Below are 1,513 nucleotides of genomic sequence, written 5' to 3' on the forward strand. Positions count from 1 at the left end.
CCTCCTGTAAATTTTCCCGTGATTGCTTATAAATTTGAAACCCACTGTAAGCTCATTGAGTCGTTCGCCGCTTCGGCGGGAAACCAAAGCTGTTCCCATTGCTTATTAAGTTCTGCGACTCTGAGTATACCCAAGCTTAGACTCCCCGTTTCACGCCAACTCATGCCTTTTTTCTTCTGACGGTGTCCAATGATTTGATCGCAGCCTTTTTCAATAAGGCCACTCCCTATCATTTTACCTGCTTTTTTACGAAGTTGATAATCAATAATTTCATCTCGATGCTTTTCAAGATAACCGATGAGTTCAAGATATTTTTCTTCGTTTTTAGCCTGAACTTTTTTTCTCAAATAATCTAAAACGGTATAGATTTCCCCGCGCCACAGATGATAAAACATGAACTTTAAATGGCGGTCTTTGTCTGCTTTATTAAGTGCAATCATACTCATTAAATTTCTTACCTAAATGATACCAGTCTAAAATAATAACCAGCAGAGTTCCAAACACTGCATATAAATCCTGACGAATGACTTTAGCTCCATCTGTAATGGCGACAATCGGGAGTGGCTCGGATTCCTTTCCATACTCCTGCAGGACGCGATTTTTAAGAACATCAGGAAGAGAAATGATCTCTTGTCCTTGATCATTAATTGGAGCCATCATATATTCAAACTCTTTATTTTTCTTTTGAAGCATGATGATGTTTGCAAAGACAGGTGACGACTTCTTTTTAACATCATTAAGATGAGAATCTTTTTTAACTATTTGTTTATGAACGCGATTTAATTTCTGACCTCGGACTTGAATCGCATCTTCAAAGACTAAAATTTCTCGACTTTTAGGATTATAAATCTCTATTTCTTCTTTAATTTTTGGAAAAATCAGTTCAGGGTTACTCAATTGTTCTTTCACTTCATTTTGTAATCTTTGGCTGATCTCTACCGTTTTATCAACAACAAGTTGTCGAACCTTCTGGTCACTGAGTTGCCGATCTCCTGTCACTCGACTGATCAGATTCGCAACCTGCGCATAACTCAAACGATTACTATAATAGGCCGAAAATTCTTGGAGTCGATCACTGATATACCGTTCTTTAAATTGATCCGTCAAATCAAAATAAGTCTCCTCTGGTTGACTCGGAGCGAGAGAGTCTTTAAATCGCTGTACTTTAAACTCAAATCGCCCATGAAGCGTTTTAATTACTATCGGCGTTCTACCATTACAAATTAGGTCTTTTTTTTATCTTTAATAAAAGCCGATTGGGCGGCTTCCAGTAAATCTGCTTCAATATCAGGTAATGCATTTCGCTTAAAATCCTCAACTGCACCTTCAATATCATGGAAACTTCGGCTTTTCCAATCAAGCGGGTATCTCTTTAGGGATCGACGATCAATAATATGACCCTGATCATCTCGAAGCGTGAGTTCGATGGTAGGCATCAATATTCTCCAAGAGGAAGAAAAAAGTTTCTCTTATCAGTATATGCTAATTTACTATCACGGGAAAATTTACAGAA

3 protein-coding genes are annotated in these 1,513 nt (G+C 37.7%); all 3 read right to left on the reverse strand.

Features of this window, described 5'->3' with window-relative positions; genetic code table 11:
* Nucleotides 1-26: 26 nt before the first annotated feature.
* A complete protein-coding gene (locus BN874_RS22410) occupies nucleotides 27-446 on the reverse strand; it encodes a hypothetical protein (RefSeq protein WP_154724821.1) in 420 nt (139 codons plus the stop codon).
* Entirely contained in the window at nucleotides 427-1,107 is a 681-nt protein-coding gene (locus tag BN874_RS22415; protein ID WP_051497599.1) for a hypothetical protein, read from the reverse strand. Before BN874_RS22415 ends, BN874_RS22410 begins: the two co-directional genes overlap by 20 nt.
* A 116-nt stretch (nucleotides 1,108-1,223) precedes the next feature.
* Nucleotides 1,224-1,436, reverse strand: coding sequence for a hypothetical protein (locus BN874_RS08425; RefSeq protein WP_034432059.1), 213 nt, complete (start codon nucleotides 1,434-1,436; stop codon nucleotides 1,224-1,226).
* Nucleotides 1,437-1,513: the final 77 nt, after the last annotated feature.

Origin of the sequence: Candidatus Contendobacter odensis Run_B_J11 (assembly GCF_000531125.1) — a bacterium.
In the GTDB taxonomy this organism is placed as follows: domain Bacteria; phylum Pseudomonadota; class Gammaproteobacteria; order Competibacterales; family Competibacteraceae; genus Contendibacter; species Contendibacter odensensis.